Annotated in this window: 10 protein-coding genes; 6 read left to right on the top strand and 4 right to left on the bottom strand. The window is 46.1% G+C overall.

Annotated elements, in window-relative coordinates; genetic code table 11:
• Positions 1 to 426 precede the first annotated feature (426 nt).
• The 3 genes from FHW89_RS00150 to FHW89_RS00140 all read right to left on the bottom strand — a co-directional run bounded on the left by FHW89_RS00150 (position 427) and on the right by FHW89_RS00140 (position 7,891).
• Positions 427 to 2,688 (bottom strand): glycoside hydrolase family 2 protein, encoded by a 2,262-nt coding sequence (locus tag FHW89_RS00150; protein WP_172332994.1) that lies wholly within the window; start codon positions 2,686 to 2,688, stop codon positions 427 to 429.
• A gap of 109 nt (positions 2,689 to 2,797) precedes the next feature.
• Positions 2,798 to 4,564: a RagB/SusD family nutrient uptake outer membrane protein gene (locus tag FHW89_RS00145; RefSeq protein WP_172332993.1), complete on the bottom strand. Its 1,767-nt coding sequence runs from the start codon at positions 4,562 to 4,564 to the stop codon at positions 2,798 to 2,800.
• Between the two features lie 18 nt (positions 4,565 to 4,582).
• On the bottom strand, positions 4,583 to 7,891 hold the full coding sequence (locus tag FHW89_RS00140; protein WP_172332992.1) for a TonB-dependent receptor: 3,309 nt from the start codon (positions 7,889 to 7,891) through the stop codon (positions 4,583 to 4,585).
• Positions 7,892 to 8,302: 411 nt separating this feature from the next.
• Between FHW89_RS00140 and FHW89_RS00135 the strand changes: the two genes are divergently transcribed.
• The 6 genes from FHW89_RS00135 (at position 8,303) to FHW89_RS00110 (ending at position 16,678) form a co-directional block, all read left to right on the top strand.
• Positions 8,303 to 9,235, top strand: coding sequence for a ketopantoate reductase family protein (locus FHW89_RS00135; RefSeq protein WP_216650429.1), 933 nt, complete (start codon positions 8,303 to 8,305; stop codon positions 9,233 to 9,235).
• 308 nt (positions 9,236 to 9,543) lie between these two features.
• Positions 9,544 to 11,250: a ribulokinase gene (locus FHW89_RS00130; protein WP_172332991.1), complete on the top strand. Its 1,707-nt coding sequence runs from the start codon at positions 9,544 to 9,546 to the stop codon at positions 11,248 to 11,250.
• A 4-nt stretch (positions 11,251 to 11,254) separates the two neighbouring features.
• Positions 11,255 to 11,953 (top strand): L-ribulose-5-phosphate 4-epimerase, encoded by a 699-nt coding sequence (locus tag FHW89_RS00125; RefSeq protein WP_172332990.1) that lies wholly within the window; start codon positions 11,255 to 11,257, stop codon positions 11,951 to 11,953.
• A gap of 8 nt (positions 11,954 to 11,961) precedes the next feature.
• Positions 11,962 to 13,332 (top strand): glycoside hydrolase family 27 protein, encoded by a 1,371-nt coding sequence (locus FHW89_RS00120; RefSeq protein ID WP_172332989.1) that lies wholly within the window; start codon positions 11,962 to 11,964, stop codon positions 13,330 to 13,332.
• A 54-nt stretch (positions 13,333 to 13,386) separates the two neighbouring features.
• Entirely contained in the window at positions 13,387 to 14,877 is a 1,491-nt protein-coding gene (gene araA, locus FHW89_RS00115) for an L-arabinose isomerase (RefSeq protein ID WP_172332988.1), read from the top strand.
• Between the two features lie 94 nt (positions 14,878 to 14,971).
• On the top strand, positions 14,972 to 16,678 hold the full coding sequence (locus FHW89_RS00110) for a sodium/solute symporter (protein ID WP_172332987.1): 1,707 nt from the start codon (positions 14,972 to 14,974) through the stop codon (positions 16,676 to 16,678).
• Between the two features lie 94 nt (positions 16,679 to 16,772).
• Here the strand turns inward: FHW89_RS00110 and FHW89_RS00105 are convergent, their stop codons facing one another.
• Positions 16,773 to 17,618: a family 16 glycosylhydrolase gene (locus FHW89_RS00105; protein WP_172332986.1), complete on the bottom strand. Its 846-nt coding sequence runs from the start codon at positions 17,616 to 17,618 to the stop codon at positions 16,773 to 16,775.
• Positions 17,619 to 17,621: the final 3 nt, after the last annotated feature.

Here is a 17,621-nt window from a genome sequence, read left to right as displayed (position 1 = left end):
TTGATGATGACAGATGACCGATGGGGCATCTGTGGTTCAAAAACTTTTTAAACCTTAAATTTTAACACTTTTTGAGTCAAAAACAGGGTAAAAACGCATCACTTTTGGCTTGTTTAACTAAATTTTAACGCCATTTTAACACTTTTTAACAAATTTTTGAGGGGTTTTGCAAGGTTTAAAAAGTATTAATTTATTGATATTCAAATAACTAAATATAAATCGATCGATTTTTTGCCCTGTTTTCCTTAACCAAAACGGCCCGGTTACCTTTTTTCAAGAAGGTAACCGGGCCGTTATATATACAAATATACCGAAATTTTGGGGCATTAAAAAGCGATTGGGCCGTTAAAATGTGCTTAAGGGAATAGCTACGAGATTGCTTCGTGGTTCCTCCTCGCAATGACATGGGGTTTGAATCCTTATCCATTAATTGCTTTTTGTTATGCCGTTTCCATCTTCCAGTATCCACTCACATGAGTCCTGTAACGTTTTTTCGCCCGTGCCAACGCTTACCTCAATTTTGTTTTTTCCCTTGCGCAGCGGCACATTTTCCCAGCGGATGATGTGAAACTCGTCGGGCTCGCCATTGGTTATGTCCTTTCCGTTTACTTTTAGTTTTACATGCGCTAAGGTGCTGTATATTTTTACAGTAATAGCCTGTTGGGTGCGCATTGTATTCCTGCGGTCGGTGATGTAGAGCATGGGTTCGGGGTTCCAGTTGGCTTTGTAAAAGTAGAATGCGTCTTTTTTCACCTTCCTGTCGTAAGTAACCAGGCCTTTATCATTGATGCCCGAGGTATCCCCTTCGGTGCGGATGGAGGAGCCAAAATCGGCCAGGGCCCATACAAATTTGCCCCAGACGAAAGGTCTTTTACTCAGTTCCAGCCAGTTCATTTCGTGGTAGCTGGTTTGCCATTCTTCGGGGTGAAACCTGCTGTCGGCATCAGGCTTAACATTATTTTCGGTATGCTTAAACGGGCTGCCCCCTGCCCCGTATTCGCTTACGGCAAATGGCTTTTGCGGATAGTTATGGTGCGTTTTATCGGCCCAGGCACCTATCTGCTTAAATTCACCGGCATACCAGCCGTAATACTTGTTCCAGGCAATCAGGTCGGATACCTGGTTAAAGCGGTCGCTATCTAAAAAAGTAGCGCAGGTGGTTGGGCGGTTCGGGTCTTCCTTTTTTGCCAAAGCATTCAGCTCTTTGATAAATGGCACAGGATCATCATGATCCAGTTTCAGCTCATTGAATAATCCCCAGAAACAAACCGATGGGTGGTTATAATTTTGGCGGATCATCTCGGTAAGCACCTGCATGGCCTGTTGCTCCAATTCGGGGTTCTTTAAATACCCGGCACCGGTATAGCCGCCGGGGCCAACCAATGGAATCTCTGACCATACTACTAAGCCGTTCCTGTCGCACAGGTCATAAAAATATTTACCATGCGGGTAATGGGTTAAGCGAAGGGCATTGGCTCCTATCTCCCTGATCAGTTGCATGTCCTTGTCGTAATCAGCGATATCCAATGCCGAGCCTTTACCTTCTACATCTTCATGGAAACCAACACCATGCAGATCGAGGTATTTACCATTCAGGGTAAACCCTTTATTGGCATCTACATGATAATATCTTAAACCCAAAGGCTGTATCACCTGATCGATCACCTGTCCGTTTTTGAGCAAGCTCACCTGTACGCTATATAAGTAAGGATCGGCTTTCCCATTCCACAAATGCGGTTGTTTGAGGCTGATGGTTTGCACCGCATTCCGGTTATTGCTTACTACGTTGGTAACCGAAGCAACAACGTGCTGTCCGGCATCAACAAGCTCCGACCTGAGCTGTAACCCGGTTGTTTCCGCCACCGAAAGTTTAGTTAATACATTCACCGTAGCCGATTGCGCAGATACCGAACGGGGCGTTAAATAAACGCCGGGCGACGCATGATCCAATGGCGAGATACAATCCTTTGCCGTAACCAATAAGGAAACCGGCCGGTGAATGCCACCATACACGTTAAAGTCGCCGCTTAAAGGCAGTACATCCGCGCGGGCGGCATTGCTCACCTGCACTTCCACCTGGTTTGCTTCACCGGGCTTCACCAGATCCGTGATCTCTACACAAAAAGCGGTATAGCCGCCCTTATGTTCGGTCACAAAATGCTTGTTTACCAGCACGGTTGCCACCGAGTTTACGCCATCGAAATACAAGAACAGGCGTTTATTTTTCCAGGCAGAATTTACAGAAAAAGCTTTTTCATAGATGCCGCTTTCCCTTTGGTAATTACCGTTGCCCGATAGAACGTCTTTGGCGTTCCAGGTGTGGGGCAGGGTTACGTTGATGGTTTCCGGTTGTTTACGTACATCGTAGGCCAGGTGGAATTTCCAGCCGGTGTTAAAGCTGATGGTTTGGCGGGGGACTTGCACTGCCGCTTCTAGACGACTCACCCCGCCTGCGCTTCGCTGGGCGACCCTCTCTCCGGCTACGCCGCATAGAGGGTGGGGAAACTTTTTGTTTTTATTTTTTTCAAATTCCCTCTTTCCGCCGAAGGCGAAGAGAGGGTGACCGAGCGCAGCGATGGTCGGGTGAGTCGAATATGCGATATGATGAACCGCACCCGAAGATGAGGCTTCCCGACCAACAAACAGGAGCAAAAAGAGATAAAAATATCCCGGTAGTAATTTATTCATATAAGATGTAGAGAAGATAGAGTCAGAAAGCAAGAGTCAAGATCATTCACTGTTTTAATATCAGCTTTTATTTTTCTTGATTCCTGACTCTTATCTCTTGATTCTCTTTTTAGTTTATCCAACCAGCATTTTGCTTTAAGTTGGGGTTTCTTTGTGTTTCTACCAACGGAATGGGCCAGGTATAGATGTAATCGCCCTGGAAAGAATAGGTATACACGTTGGCGCCCCAAACTTGTTTTACGCCATTGCCTGAGTAAAACACTTTATCTTTCCATGATTTCCATCGCAACTCATCAAAATAATTGATGCCTTCATTCGGAAATTCTACACGGCGCTCATTGCGTATACGCTCACGCAGATCGGCCTGCCCGGCAACGGTGGTGGCAGTGTTGGAGTTTAATAGCGCCACTCCTGCCCTGGCCCGCACCTCGTTAACTTTGGCAATGGCATCAGCAGTAGATCCCTGCTCGTTCAAAGCTTCGGCCCACATCAGCAGTACATCGGCATACCTGATCAGCGGGAAATCGGTAGGACCGTATGACCTATTAATGATCTCGGCATTGCCTTCGTACACAAATTTCCGGTACAGGTAATAAAAATAGCTTTGGGTATCGGTACGCAAATCACCACCCAGGGCGGCTTCTCCGCGGTATGGCCAGCGTGATGTCACCGTAGCGTTTACGGAGCCAAATACACCATTATAAGTAGCATACGGGGTGATCACATTGGCAGCCAGGCGTGGGTCGCGATTGGTGTAGGCCTGTAATATGCGGGCCTCGTTGCCTGTTGGTAAATACAGGCTCATTTGCGCGCCACGGGTTGTAGCGGCGGCAATTTCTTTATCTGTAAGATTATTCCGCAAGAAAAACACCTCCCGCTGGGCGGGGGTCATGCCGGAGTAACCCGGTAAAACGTTATCCCAGTTAAAAGGTGAACCATCGGCATTTTGATAAAGATCAACCAGATTGGGCGATACCAGGTAATCGTTCCAGCAGGAACCAAAAGACGAGCGCGTACCGCAAAACCATTGTGTGGTTGAACCATAGCCGGTGGTACCACCGCCGGCAACAGCTACGTTCTGGATAGAAAATATCATTTCGCTGCATTGCTCGTTAGCAGCTTTAAACAAGGTAGTATAGTTAGCAAAAAGAGCGTATCCGGCCGACTTTACCATGGCAAAATCAGCAGCCGCCAGATCCCATTTCTGCAGGTACATATAGGCTTTACCACGCAGCGCATAAGCCGCGCCTTTGGTAACGTGACCATAATTGGCAACACCAGCGGCATAAATATTGGGTAAATTGGTTTCGTTGATGGCATCTGTCAGATCGGCCACCACCTGGTTCCATACATCTGCTTCGGACGATCTTGCTTTGGTAGCCTGATCGGCAGAAAATGGCTCCAGGTAAATAGGTACACCTTTCCACAGCTGGTTTAAGCGCAGGTAAAAATAAGCCCGCAAAAACTTACACTCGGCCACATAACGGGCCTTTTTGGCTGCGTCTGAAGGTGATTTTAACGGGATGTTTTTGATGGCATCGTTGGAACGCTGCACACCCTCGTATAAATTTTGCCATATGCTGCTGTAAATTCCATTGCCGGTAGTTATGGTACCAGACAGCATGGATTCCTGGCTGCGGGTTTGGCCGGTAAAGCCAAACCTATCCAGCATGTACAATTCCAGACCGGAGTCGCCGCCGGAATTTTCGCCTAAGCGCAGGGCCTGGTATACACCGGTAACACCCAGATCGGTTAAATTATCAGTTGTCCACATATTGGATGACGCAACGGACGAATATGGTGTGGTATCGAGCAGATTTTTCTTGCAGCCGGTTACTATGGCTACAGTTAATATCAATATAAATATCTTCTTCATCGTATTTTTCATTTAAGCTTAAAAGGCAGCATTTAAACCAACAGAGTACTGACGCATGGTTGGGTAACCCACACTCGGACCTATCTCCGGATCAAGTCCCGGGTATTTGGTGATGGTGAACAGATTTTCGGCAGCCATGTAGATCCGCACTTTACTTAACGACCATTTCTGGGTTAAACTTTTTGGCAGGGTATAGCCCAGTTGCACGTTTTTCAGTTTCACGTAGGATGCGTTATACAGGTAGAAATTGCTGGCTACCGCGGCGTTCTGTACATCTGATGTGTTTTTAAGGCGCGGATAATAACCGTGGATATTATTGGCCGGATCTGATGGGTTAGCATCGTTGTAATAATAGTGATTATCGGCCACCAAAGTGCTCACCGCGTTGCCCAAGGAAACAATGGAGTTATTATACCCGATGTCGTTCCAGTAGTAATACATCCCAAAGCTTCCGGCCCATATCATAAAACAGTCGAACCCTTTGTAGGATACATTAAACTGTAAACCGGCATTATATTTTGGTGTGGATGATTTATTGCTGAGCTGGGCGTCATAGCTGTTGCCGTAGATGCCGTCGCCATTGGTATCACCATAAATGAGGTCGCCGTAATAGATCTTGGTTTTACCGATACCATTGGCCGGTTGAAACTGGTACCCGGCAGTCATCATGCTCTGCAGCCAGGCCATATCCTGTGGTGTACGGATCATACCATCTTTAGGGCCGCCGTTCTTATTTACCGAACCATCGGCATTATAATAGCTTCCGTTGCCCTTGTATACCGGGGTTAGATAATATTCATTAATCACATGTCCCTGGATAACCCTGGTGGTACCACCACTGGAAATTTGCCCGATGTTGGATGAATACACGCGGTTTCCGCTGGCATCGGTGGTGTAACCTTCCTGCAGAATGCCTTTGTATTTTTCGACCCGGTTAAAGTTGTAGGCAAAATTACCGGACACGCTATAGCTTAAACCACCGGCCTGGCCACGGTAGCCCAACGTTACCTCGATACCTTTGTTGGATACCTCGGCAATGTTTTGTGTAGCTGCCGTAGCAGTACCTACGGTTAGCGGTATGGTTGGCGTAAATAAGATGCCACTGGTATATTTACGATAGGCATCGATCTCAAAATTCATTTTGCCTTTAAACAAGGTTCCATCCAAACCAATATTGCTGGTAGTTGTGGTTTCCCACTTGAGGTTTTGGTTGGCAAATTTGGTTTGAGCCAGACCAGTTACCGCTGCCCCGTTGTAGGAGTAAGCCGTTGGACTGTAAGTAGCCAGGTAATCATAATTACCCAATGACGCGTTTGAGTTCAGCACGTTATTACCCGTTTGTCCCCAGGAAGCCCTCAGTTTTAAGTTGCCCACATATTCATTTACGTTTTGCATAAAGGGCTCTTCAGAGATTCGCCACCCCGCGGCAAAGGCCGGGAAAAAGCCCCAGCGGTTAGCCGGCGCGAACTTGGAAGATCCATCATACCTGAACACGGCCTCCAACAGGTAGCGTGATTTATAATCATAATTTAAACGCCCAAAGAACGACCGCAGGGTATAATCATAGGCATCGCCGGTAGCGGCAGTTGGTGTAGTTGCCGAACTTAAGGTAGTAATTGCAGGGTCGATGAGGCCTAATTTGGTGGCGTCGAAATAGTAGTATTTGTATTGATACTGATCATAACCTACCAGAGCGCCCATAGTATGATCTTTGGCAATGGTGGTATTGTAACGTAAAACAGCATCGAGCGTAATGAGGTAATTTTTATTAAAATCATAATAAGTGCTCAATTGCGATGGCGCGGTAGCGGCCTGCTTTAGCGTATTGGTCGAGAAATCCCATTTTTCAAAAGGAATGGAGTACGAATTATTCTCCTCGAAACGGGTCTGGTAATTGAATTTGGTTTCGAGGGTTAAACCCTTGTACAGATCGATGTTGGCAAAAAGCGTGGTATTGATCCTGGATTCCTGGTCGCTACCGCCGGTAGAGGTTAAATAGCTCAGGATGTTATTAGCTGTGGATGATTCTTCGGGAGCCGAAGGGAAACCATATTTACCATTGTAATAAGGATAAACACCCGGCGTGGTTTGCCTTAAAAAGTTAAAAGCAGTGCTGGTACTGGCCAGTCCAAAAGTTTGCAAGGAGGCAAATGTTTGTGTACCTACGGTTAAAAACTTGGTTGGCTTAGTCTGCAAATTCACCCGGAACTGGTATTTGTCTGATCCGGTATTTTGCATAGTGCCCGGGTTACCGGTATACCCTGCCGACAGCAGGAACTGCGTGGTTTCATTCCCTCCGCTGATAGACAGGTTATGATCCTGCAGGATATTATTCTGAAAAATAGCTTTGGCCCAGTTGGTGTTTGGATAGGCGATATAATTGGGTACGCCTATAGAGTTTAACCCATTCGGATCGGCATCGGCTTTTTGCCATTGGGCTATAGTAGCAGCGGTATAAACCGGTGTTTGACCCAGGTTTTGGTAACCCTCGTTCACCAGCTGCATGTGCCGCACATAATCCGTCACAAATGAAGGCAGGTTGCTTGGATTGGTTTTGGAGGTGATACCCGTATAGGTTACAGTGGTTTTATTTTTGCTCCCTTTTTTGGTAGTTACCAAAATAACACCGTTTGCCGCTAAGGAGCCATATATAGAAGCCGCGGCAGCATCTTTTAATATAGAAATGCTTTCCACATCATCGGGGTTCACGGCATCCAGCGTACCTTGTATACCATCTATGATTACCAAAGCATTATTGTTATTCAAGGTACCCAGGCCCCTGATACGGATAGTAGCGCCATCGGCACCGGGCTTGCCCGAACTTTGCATGACCGATACCCCGGCACTCAAACCCGTTAAAGCAGATGACACGTTGGTTACCGGCCGGTTTTCCAGATCTTTTGCGCCAATGGTAGCTACCGAACCGATGAGGTTAACTTTTTTCTGGGTTCCGTAACCTACAACCACCACATCGTTCAGGCTGGTGCTTTGTTCTGCCAGGATAACATCCAGTACCGACGCGTTACCTGCTGGTTTTTCCTGGGTTATAAAACCGATATAGGAAAACACCAGCGTAGCATTATCAGGCGCGCTGATCGTATAAGTGCCTTTCGCGTCGGTAACCGTACCATTCGCGGTGCCTTTTAATTTAACGCTTACGCCAGGCAGCGTCTCCCCTTTGCTGTCTTTTACAGTACCGGTGATCTTACGCGTTTGAGCGTAGGTACTGCCTATAAACAAAGTAAGTATCATGAGGGTGGCGAGGAGGTTTTTAAAACACTTTACCATGCGCGCACCCTGGCAACTTAATAAGTAAATTTTATCCATCTTAATTCAATAAGTTTTAAGTTTTGTTGGTGTATGATCATTTAAAAAAGGTACGTCTGCACCTATGCTCAGTTCCCGATTACTGACCGGCGGGAATAAAAATGGCATGAAGCCGCGAACCCGGGAGGGCTATTGAAATGTCTTTTCTTTCATAATTTGTTTTAGAGGTTTCAACAAATTTGATGTTATTGACCGCGGAGGAAGGGGTAAAATCCTAAGGAAATGGGGGTAAAATTCTAAATCACCCTATCGATAAGACTTATAAGACACTTATTCATGGAGGATTGTCGGATTAATTTTTAGTAAGTCAGGATCACCAAACAGTAAATAATAGATTATTCCGTTTATAAATTCGCAAACATCTGCGGGGTTCTCTAACTTCGGCCCGTCATCATTCTTTGCTTATTTATCGTGAAAAATCATATCAATAGTGTTTATATTCTTGGGCTCGGAGCAATGGGTAGTATGTACGCGGCCAAACTGCAGGATATTAACCCCAGTCTGGTCAGGATCATCGCCTCGGCCAAACGCATCAAAAGTTATCAGAATTCCGCTATCAAGGTTAACCGGAAGCCCTATCAATTCAATTATGTTCAACCGGGCGACAGTTCCTGCCCTCCTGCCGATCTCATTATCGTTGCAGTAAAAGCGCCTCAGTTAGCGACGGCTATAGATGATCTGAGTGGTTTTATACACGATGATACTATTGTTATTTCATTGCTCAACGGCATATCCAGCGAAGAACAGATAGGCGAAAAGATCGGGATGAAGCACCTGCTTTTTGCTTACGGTGTTGGCATGGATGCTGTTCGGGATGGCAGCCAGGTCACTTATACTAACCCCGGCCGGATAGTTTTCGGCGAAAAAGACAATACCATACTTTCGGCAAGGGTACTGGCCATAAAGGATCTGTTTGAGCAGGCAGCCATACCTCACCACGTACCTGCAGATATGTACAAGGCGCTATGGTTTAAGTTTATGATGAATAGCGGCATTAACCAGGCATCTGCTGTGTTGAAGGCTCCATACGGGCAATTCCAGCAAAATCAACAGGCCCGCAGATTGATGCTGATGGCAGCCGAAGAGGTGATTACCTTATCTCAGCAAATGGGTATTTTTTTGGGTCGGGATGATATAGATGAATTTACCCGGATAGTTGACGGGCTGGGCCCTGAGGGAAAAACCTCCATGCTACAGGATATTGAAGCCGGCCGTAAAAGCGAGGTGGATCTTTTTGCCGGTATGGTTATAGAACTTGGCCGGAAATATCAGGTGCCCACCCCTGTTAACGAAACTTTATATACCATTATCCGTGCTTTGGAAACAAGCAATGGTGTAACGTAGAGATACATCACATGTATCTCCTTTTGACAAAATCTAACATATAAGCTCACCCTTTACAATTGGAGACGCATGTGATGCGTCTCTACATTTTGATAACCTTATTTTAAATTTTGTTTGTGTGAAACTTTTTATACATTTGTTTTAGTGTTATATTAACAATTAATATACCACAACCAGTTATAGCTATTTTATTAACCGTTCTGCCGTTTTGTTTTCAATATTGTATCATTAAATGATCATCAGAATACATCTACCAGGCGTTATTATCATATCAATTAAAATAAGTGTTATAAAAACACTAATTATATATGAATAAAACTCAATTAGTGATCGGGGTTGATTATGGATCAGATTCTGTACGCTCCGTTCTTGTAAATACCGCCAATGGACAGGAAATAGCCTCATCGGTATACGAGTATCCGCGCTGGCGCGATGGCCTGTTCTGCGAACCGGGCATCAACCAATTCAGGCAGCATCCGCAGGATTATATTGATGGCCTGGAAGCTACCATAAAAGATTGTATAGTACAGGCTGGAGGTTCCAGCATTGTTAATTCCATAAAAGGCATCTCAGTTGATACAACAGGCTCCACTCCGGTAGCGGTTGATGATTCGGGCACACCGCTGGCTTTAACATCGGGTTTTGAAAATAACCCCAACGCCATGTTTGTGCTTTGGAAAGATCATACGGCCGTTAAAGAAGCGGCCGAGATCAATGCCCACGCAGCCTTGTTTGATATCAATTACCTGCAGTATGTGGGCGGCATCTACTCATCTGAGTGGTTTTGGGCCAAACTGCTGCATGTTTTAAGGGTTGACGAAACCGTGAGGAACGCGACGGCCTCATGGGTGGAGCATTGCGACTGGATCCCCTTCCTGCTCACCGGCGGTACCGATGCTAAAGCCATCAAACGCGGGCGCTGCTCTGCCGGGCATAAAGCCTTATGGGCCGAAGAATTTGATGGTTTGCCACCGGATGAATTCTTCTCTGCACTTGATCCGCTCTTAAAAGGCTTTACGCAAAAACTATATAAAGATACGTATACTGCCGATCAGCCAGCAGGTACGCTAAGCCCTGAATGGGCACAGCGCCTCGGCTTGTCAACCGAAGTTGTAGTAGGTACCGGTGCTTTTGACGCGCATATGGGGGCGGTAGGCGGACAAATTGAGCCTTATTATTTAAGCAAGGTAATGGGTACATCCACGTGCGATATCCTGGTTGCCCCAACCGCCAACATGCAAGGCAAATTGGTGCGCGGTATATGCGGACAGGTAAATGGTTCGGTTATTCCGGGCATGGTGGGCTTAGAAGCGGGGCAATCTGCCTTTGGCGACACTTATGCCTGGTTTAAAAGCATTATTTCATGGCCAATTAACCACCTGTTATCCAAATCAACAACAATTGATGAGGATACAGCCAGGGCACTAAAAGCGGAGTTAAGCGATCTGATCATACCTGAACTGAGCGCACAGGCCGCTTTGATCCCGGTTGATGAGCTTAATGAATTGGCTGTGGACTGGCTTAACGGGCGCCGTACACCCGATGCCAACCAGGAACTGAAAGGGGCCATAACCGGTTTGAGTTTGGGAAGCAACGCTCCCCGTATTTTTCGCAGCCTGGTAGAAGCTACCTGTTTTGGCGCCAAGAGTATTGTAGACAGGTTTGTTGCCGAGGGTATCCCGGTTAAAGGAATTATAGGTATCGGCGGGGTGGCCAAAAAATCACCCTTTGTGATGCAGATGATGGCCGATGTACTGGGCATGCCTATCCGTATCCATCAATTTAAACACACCTGTGCCCTCGGTGCGGCTATGTTTGCAGCGGTAGTGGCTGGCATATACCCCACGGTTGAAGAAGCCATGACGGCAATGGGAGGCGGTTTTAATGAGGAATACAACCCCAACGCCGGCCTCACCGCAATTTATAACAAACGCTATGAGCAGTATCAGCATCTCGGGGAGTTTGTAGCCGGGCAAACAGGTAAAACCATAGCAGCCGAACTTCAAAACAGTTAACTACATGAGTAAGTATCAACATATTAAACAAACGGCTTACGAGGCTAATATGCAACTACCAAAACTTGGGCTGGTACTGTTCACATTTGGTAACGTAAGCGCGGCCGATAGAGATTCGGGCGTCTTCGCCATCAAACCCAGTGGCGTACCGTACGATGAGCTAACGCCCGAGAAAATGGTGATTGTTGATTTTGATGGCCATACAATAGAGGGCGATCTGCGTCCATCATCGGATACCAAAACACACGCCGTTTTGTATAAATATTGGGCGGGCATCAACGGCATTGTGCACACGCATTCCACCTACGCCACTGCCTGGGCGCAAGCGCAACGCTGTATCCCTATTTTCGGCACAACCCATGCGGATCACCTGACTACCGACGTCCCCTGCGCACCACCAATGAATGACCAAATGATAACCGGCGATTATGAATACCAAACAGGTCTACAAATTGTCGATTATTTCAAGGAGAACAATCTGGATTACAAGGAGGTTGAGATGATATTGGTGGGTAATCATGCACCCTTTACCTGGGGTAAAACAGCTGATAAGGCGGTTTACAATAGCGCTGTTCTGGAGGCTGTCGCGCACATGGCCCATTTAACAGAACAAATAGACAATTATGCTCCCCGTTTAAAAGATTCGCTCATCAAAAAACACTACGAACGCAAACACGGGCCCGATTCTTATTACGGTCAATGATACAATCCATGAAATTACCTTGTTTAATCCTATTTGCTGCAGGCGTTCTACTGTGCATCCAAACATCTGCCCAAATAAAAATAGCCACCACACCACCCATGGGCTGGAATAGTTATAACTGTTTTGGCTCGGCCGTTCACGAAGATGAGGTTAAGGCCAATACCGATTATATGGCCCAATACTTAAAACCATATGGCTGGCAATATATCGTAGTCGATTTTTTATGGTCGTATGATAACCCTCCGGGCAGTAACATTGGCAATCCTTTTCAAAAACGGCTGGAAGATGGTTCATACATCCCCTGGTTAACTATGGACAAATGGGGGCGCTTAACACCACAGCCCAACAAATTCCCATCGGCGTTGGGGGGCAACGGCTTTAAACCACTTGCCGATTATGTGCACGCCAGGGGTTTAAAATTTGGCATCCATGTCATGCGCGGTATCCCACGGCAGGCGGTATGGGCAAAATCTCCGGTAAAAGGCATTAATGGTGTCACGGCGAATATGATAGCAGATACCAATTCCAAATGCCCCTGGATGAACCATATGTACGGCCTCGACATGAAAAAGCCAGGGGCGCAGGAATACCTGAATTCGCTATTAGTGTTATATGCTTCATGGGGTGTAGATTTTATTAAGGTTGACGACCTCTCGCGGCCATACAGCGCGGCCGAAGTAGAAGGCTACAAAAAAGCGATCGACCAATGTGGCAGACCCATCGTTTTAAGTCTGTCACCTGGCGAAACACCGCTTAACCAGGCTGCCCATGTCACCCAATATGCCAATATGTGGCGCATGGCCGACGACTTTTGGGATAACTGGAAAGAAGTGCTGCACATGTTTGATTATGCCAAAAGTTGGGAAGGCGTAGGCGGCCGTGGCCATTGGCCCGATTGTGATATGATACAGATAGGTAAACTATCCAAACGCGGCCCGGTTGGTGTTGAACGATATAGCCGTTTTACCGAAGATGAGCTATATACGCATATGACTTTCTGGAGCATATACCGTTCGCCCCTGATGCTGGGCGGCAACCTTCCTGAAAACCGCGAACTGGAACTGAAGCTATTTACCAACGATGAAGTACTTGCCGCCAACCAGACAGGAGAAAACCCGAGGCAATTGTATAAAAAAGATGGCGCAATGGTTTGGTACTCGCATGTACAAGGTAGCAAAGACCTGTATGTAGCCTTATTCAACGTCGGGGATGATCTAAAATCAATATCTGTAGATTTTGCTTCGTTGGGGCTAAAGGGCAAAATAAAGGTGCGCAACCTATGGAAGAAGCAAGATCTCGGGCAGTACAAAGCAAACTACCAGCAAAGTATCAATGCACACGGGGCAGCCTTATTCAGATTATCACCTGATATCAAATAATTAAAAAAGTCGTGAATCACTAATTCACTAAATCAATAATTCAATAATTAAAAAATGATCGACCTGAAAACATTTGAAGTTTGGTTCATTACCGGGAGCCAGGATCTGTACGGAGAAGAAACACTAAGGCTGGTTGCCGAACATTCGCAACAAATCACCGCCGGGCTCGACAGCTCGGGTAAAATCCCCGTACGCGTGGTTTATAAACCCATTGTAAAAAGTACCGACGAAATATATACCACGCTGCGGCAGGCAAATGTAGCCGAAAATTGCATAGGCGTTATCACCTGGATGCACACTTTCTCTCCTGCTAAGATGTGGATACGGGGGTTAAGTATCTTGAAAAAACCGCTATTACACCTGCATACTCAATACAACCGCGATATCCCATGGAGTTCTATCGACATGGATTTCATGAACCTGAACCAAAGCGCCCATGGCGACCGGGAATTTGGTTTTATAGTATCGCGGATGCGCATGAATCGCAAGGTAGTAGTTGGGCATTGGCAGGACCCAGAAGTTTTAGAGCAGATAGAAACCTGGACACGCGCGGCCGCTGGCTGGCACGACTGGCAGGGAGCAAAATTTGTTCGCTTTGGTGATAACATGCGTTTTGTTGCAGTTACCGACGGTGACAAGGTAGAAGCCGAACTAAAATTTGGTTTCTCGGTAAATACGTATGGTATTGGCGACCTGGTAGCGGTGATTAACTCGATAACGGAAGCTGATATCAATACGCTGACAGATGAGTACGAAGCTACATACACAATGGATGCTTCGCTCAAAAAAGGAGGCCAGAAATATGCATCAGTTTATGAGGCGGCAAGGATAGAATTAGGCTTGCGCAAGTTTCTGACCGACGGCAGCTTTAAAGGCTTTTCAGACACCTTTGAAGACCTGCATGGTATGATACAATTACCGGGCATTGCCGCCCAGCGCCTGATGGCCGATGGCTATGGCTTTGCAGGCGAAGGCGACTGGAAAACCGCTGCCCTGGTACGTGCTTTTAAAATAATGGGAGCCGGACTAAAAGGCGGCAACGCTTTTATGGAGGACTATACCTATCATTTCGATCCAAACAACGCGCTGGTACTGGGCTCACATATGTTGGAGGTTGATGCCTCTTTAGCCAATGGTAAAGTAGCATTGGAGGTTCATCCACTGGGTATAGGCGGTAAAGCCGATCCGGCAAGGCTGGTATTTAATGTAGCCGGTGGCTCTGCGCTTAACGCTGCCCTGGTTGATATGGGAAACCGTTTCCGTTTACTTATTAATGAAGTAGAAGCTGTAGAGCCAGAGCACGATTTACCTAAGTTACCTGTTGCCCGGGTGTTATGGAAGCCCTATCCGGATATGAAAACAGGCTGCGCTGCCTGGATCTATGCCGGCGGAGCTCACCATACCGCCTACAGCCAGAATTTAACGGCTGAGCATCTGCAGGATTTTGCTGATATGGCAGGTATCGAATTTTTACGCATCGGAAAAGATACCCGTATAGACCAGTTTCGCAATGAGATCAGGTGGAACGAGGTAGCCTATAAATAAATTATCCCCTATTAAAAACTGATCTGGCGGCTATTGATGGGTAATAAGCCGCCGGATCTTTATATCAACCCCCAATTAAAATTCAAACCAAATTATGAGTAAATTCTCCACTATTGATTATATCGTATTCATCATCTACTTTTTTGTAGTTGCCGGATATGGTTACTGGGTATACAGCCGTAAGAAAAAAACCAGTATTTCCGGCAGTCACGATTTCTTTTTGGCAGAAGGTTCCCTTACCTGGTGGGCTATCGGGGCATCGTTGATAGCCTCTAACATTTCGGCAGAGCAATTCATTGGCGCCAGCGGTCAGGGCTTTACCGTGGGTATTGCTGTAGCCGCGTATGAGTGGATAGCTGCCATCGCGCTTATTATTGTAGCGGTGTGGTTTATCCCGGTATATCTCAAAAACAAGATATTCACGATGCCTCAGTTCCTGGAAACCCGGTATAATCAATCGGTGAGTTTAATCATGGCTATTTTCTGGCTGTTTTTATATGTTTTTGTCAACCTTACTTCCATCCTGTTCCTGGGCGCATTAGCCATTAACAGTTTAGCAGGCGGCGATCCTGCTACTTTTCACTGGATCATCATCGGACTTTCTATTTTCGCGCTGGTTATTGCCTTGGGCGGTATGAAGGTTATCGGTTTTACCGATGTGATACAGGTTTTGGTACTGGTGATCGGTGGACTGGCTACAACTTACATCGCCTTAACACTGGTAAGTGAACGTTTTGGCTTGGGGAAAGATGCCTTAGCAGGTTTTACCGCCATGCTCAAGGACTCGCCCGAGCATTTTAAAATGATACTGGCCAAACCGGGGCCGAATGCATCTCAGGCCGATATCGATAAATACCTGCTACTACCAGGTATTGCCATGTATTTTGCAGGACAGTGGATAGTGAATTTAAATTACTGGGGTTGCAATCAGTATATCACTCAAAGGGCTTTAGGTTCTGATCTGAAAACCGCCCGCACGGGCATCCTGTTTGCAGGTTTAATGAAACTGGCTATGCCTATCATTGTGATCCTGCCGGGTATAGCAGCCTATGTTTTATACAAGAATGGTGGCTTACACCATGAGATGAATTCAGGCGGACATTTAAATGCCGATAATGCTTACTCGGCAGTATTGGGCTTTTTGCCTAGTGGTTTAAAGGGGCTTTCCATAGCGGCTTTAACCGCGGCCATTGTAGCCTCGTTGGCAGGTAAGGCCAACAGTATATCCACCATTTTTACGATGGATATCTACAAAAAATACATCAAAAAAGATGCTGACGAAAAAAGTATGGTTAGGATGGGCAAGATCATTATTGCTCTGGCGATGTTACTATCCGTTCTGTTAACATGGAAGGACCTGTTAGGCATTGGCGGCGAAGGCGGGTTCACTTTCATTCAAAAATATACCGGCTTTATCAGCCCGGGGATATTTGCCATATTCATATTGGGATTTTTCTGGAAACGAACCACCGGTCCGGCGGCTATCGTAGGTATCATCACCGGCTTTCTGATGTCGGTGTTGTTTAATAACTATGCGCCGAAATTGTTTGGGCACGAAACCTGGCTTTACACCGCCTTCCCGAACGGTCATGGGGGTTATGAAATCCCCTTCCTCATTTGTATGGGCCTGTCATTCCTGTTTACCGTTATTGCCATAGTTATGGTAAGCTTCGCCGGACCTAAGATTAATCCCAAAGCCTTTGTGTTAGATAAAACCATGTTTAAGATTGAGTCTTCCACATTGGCGCTCATCATAGTTACCTTATTGCTGCTAACCACACTTTATGTGAGGTTCTGGTAAATACAAAACCGATCAACTAATATCTCATCATTAAGAGCCCCGGTACAATATTTGTATCGGGGTTTTTATATTCGGAATCTAAAATCGTTTAATCCTATTTCTTTTGATAAACTCTTACGTAATCCACCTCAAAGCGGCGGGGAAACTTTGTTTGGGATGGATCGCTACCATTATCACCACCCAATGCCAGGTTAAGCAAAATATAATGCGGCTGCATAAAAGGGTTAAAATTACTGCCGTCGCGATTTATCAGATCCTTGAGTTCAACCTGGTTCATTAACTGATCATCTACAAATAAACTGATCGCGTTTTCGTCCCAGTCCATACGCCAGATATGAAATTTCCGGCTCCAGTTTTTGTCAAAGCTTGTGAGCGGTTTTGTATTTCTATACCATTTGGCTTTAAAAGGCTCAGCCGTTCCAAAGCCTATATTAGCCAGGAGTTTACCACGGTAATATTCCATAATATCGATCTCACCATTGGAAGGCCAGGGCTTATCTATACCCAATGTCCAAAAGGCGGGCCATATCCCGGCATCAACATTAATCCTCGCTCGCATTACAAAACGCCCATATTGCCAGCTGTGTTGCGCGCGTGTATTCATGCTTGAGGAGGTGTATTCTATAAACTCCCGATTGGTCTTCCAGTTATCGCTTCCAGCTACATAGCCGGGAGCAGGCAAATGCTCTTTTTTAGCTTCTATCACCAATAAGCCATGATGGCAAACCGCATTTTGGGGCTGATACCATTGCAGCTCATGATTGCGCACAAAGCCCTGCTCAAATTTCCAGTTGGTGGTATCCGGCGCGCCTTCCTTATTAAATTCATCAGCCCATACCAGTTTATAGTTACCAACGGTATCCGCTTGTTTAATCTGACATTTGCCTGCAAGACTACCGCCTGCAAGAAACGCTATCAAAACAATCAGGGAATTTTTCATTGG

This window comes from Mucilaginibacter sp. SG564, from assembly GCF_013149275.1.
Lineage (GTDB): Bacteria > Bacteroidota > Bacteroidia > Sphingobacteriales > Sphingobacteriaceae > Mucilaginibacter.
Note: the sequence above shows the minus strand (reverse complement) of the source record. Positions and strands in the feature narration are given on the sequence as shown.

Excerpts from the sequence above, each read along its gene's own strand:
- FHW89_RS00110 (WP_172332987.1), top strand. The coding sequence starts at position 14,972 with ATGAGTAAATTCTCCACTATTGATTATATCGTATTCATCATCTACTTT.
- FHW89_RS00145 (WP_172332993.1), bottom strand. The coding sequence starts at position 4,564 with ATGAAGAAGATATTTATATTGATATTAACTGTAGCCATAGTAACCGGC.
- araA (WP_172332988.1), top strand. The coding sequence starts at position 13,387 with ATGATCGACCTGAAAACATTTGAAGTTTGGTTCATTACCGGGAGCCAG.
- FHW89_RS00125 (WP_172332990.1), top strand. The coding sequence starts at position 11,255 with ATGAGTAAGTATCAACATATTAAACAAACGGCTTACGAGGCTAATATG.
- FHW89_RS00150 (WP_172332994.1), bottom strand. The coding sequence starts at position 2,688 with ATGAATAAATTACTACCGGGATATTTTTATCTCTTTTTGCTCCTGTTT.
- FHW89_RS00120 (WP_172332989.1), top strand. The coding sequence starts at position 11,962 with ATGAAATTACCTTGTTTAATCCTATTTGCTGCAGGCGTTCTACTGTGC.
- FHW89_RS00130 (WP_172332991.1), top strand. The coding sequence starts at position 9,544 with ATGAATAAAACTCAATTAGTGATCGGGGTTGATTATGGATCAGATTCT.
- FHW89_RS00105 (WP_172332986.1), bottom strand. The coding sequence starts at position 17,618 with ATGAAAAATTCCCTGATTGTTTTGATAGCGTTTCTTGCAGGCGGTAGT.
- FHW89_RS00140 (WP_172332992.1), bottom strand. The coding sequence starts at position 7,891 with ATGGATAAAATTTACTTATTAAGTTGCCAGGGTGCGCGCATGGTAAAG.